This window comes from Sedimentitalea sp. XS_ASV28, assembly GCF_041224545.1.
Lineage (GTDB): Bacteria > Pseudomonadota > Alphaproteobacteria > Rhodobacterales > Rhodobacteraceae > Sedimentitalea.
Genome location: NZ_JBGFGP010000131.1, coordinates 1 through 1,496 on the forward strand (window position 1 = coordinate 1; position 1,496 = coordinate 1,496).

A 1,496-nucleotide genomic window follows, 5' to 3' on the forward strand; every position below is an offset into this window, starting at 1 on the left:
CCAGCCTCATTGATCGTCAAAGAAGCTAGAAGAGGACGGTAGCAGCCAGGGCGACGGCGGAGAGGACTGTCTTCGCGCATCTGTCGTAGCGTGTGGCCACGCGACGCCAATCCGTCAAACGGCCAAACATGATCTCGCGGTTGCGCGCCTATAGCGGCGCTTGTCGTAGCGGGCGGTCTTGCCACGCGACTTTCGACCGGGGATGCAGCGCCGTATGCCCTTTTCTTTCAAGGCTTCTCTGAACCAATCGGCATCGTAGCCCCGGTCGGCAATGAGCCATTCGGCGGCGGGCAGGCTGCTCGACAGGGCTGCCGCGCCGGTATAGTCGCTGACCTGACCCGCCGTCATGAAGAACCGCAGCGGGCACCCCACGGCATCGGTGACGGCGTGCAGCTTGGTGTTCAACCCGCCCTTGGTCCGCCCGATGAGGCGGCCGCGCCTGTCGTCGGGACCCCCTTTTTCGCCCGCAGGCTGGAAGCCGTGCGGTGCGCCTTCAGATACGTCGCGTCCACTGCCCGGCAGGGTATTGCGCAGCAATGTCTCGAGAGGGGATCATTACCGTCTTCTACTCGGTGCCTTCAGAGGCCAGCCCCTCCATCATGCGGGCGAAGACCCCCATGTCGCCCCAGCGCTTCCATCGGTTGTAGAGCGTCTTGGCCGGTCCATACTCCCCAGGCGCATCACACCACCGCAACCCATTGCGATTGATGAAGATAATCCCGCTCAGAACACGCCGGTCATCCACACGCGGCTTGCCATGGTTCCTCGGAAAGAAGGGCCGAAGCCTCTCCATCTGCTCGTCCGTCAACCAAAACAAGTTGCTCATCACCACCCCCAAAAAGCTCAGGGGTTTGAATCACGCTGCCAACACTTCCTCAAGCCGATTAATGGGTCCTGACCATAGCAAACCTGCCGAGAGGGGGCGATCTGCTGACCGCCGAGATCTAGACAGAAGCAGGCCAGATCGGTCAAATATCAGATGACCATTGCCAAGCTGCCCTTGGCCAAAGAACTTGAAGAGTTCGACTTCGAAGCAGCAGCGGTCAACGAGACGCTGATCCGCGACCTGGCCAGTCGCGACTTCCTCGATCACCAGCGCAATCTCGTGCTGATCGGGAGCACCGGTACCGGCGAAACCCATCTCGCCGTCAGCATCGCTCGCACCTGTATCCGGGCCGGACGCCGCGGACGGTTCTTCAACGTTGTCGATCTGGTGAACAAGCTGGACGCCGAAGCCCGCGCAAAGAGACAGGGCCGACCGTCTTCGGTGACGCCAAAATGACCACCGCACTGTCGACAGACTCACCCACCATTGTGAGATCGTCGAAACCGGCAACGAAAGCTGGCGCTTCAAAAACCGGGCGTAGCGGCAAGCGGCAACCACGCAGGCCTGCCGCAGCTGCGTTACATGACGACTACGCAGCGCCGGACCTGCTTCGCACCAAGGGAGACAAAATTGGACGCCCATAGGGGGCAGCCTTGAATGCCGATTGACA

The 1,496-nt window shown here is 61.1% G+C and carries 2 pseudogenes; one reads left to right on the plus strand and one right to left on the minus strand.

The features are described from left to right. Positions 1–25 precede the first annotated feature (25 nt). Positions 26–826, minus strand: a pseudogene (locus tag AB9K34_RS11735) (IS5 family transposase). 95 nt (positions 827–921) lie between these two features. On the opposite strand from AB9K34_RS11735, the pseudogene AB9K34_RS11740 reads away from it, so the two are divergent. Then, a pseudogene (locus tag AB9K34_RS11740) lies at positions 922–1,367 on the plus strand (ATP-binding protein); the annotation flags it as partial. Between the last annotated feature and the right edge of the window lie 129 nt (positions 1,368–1,496).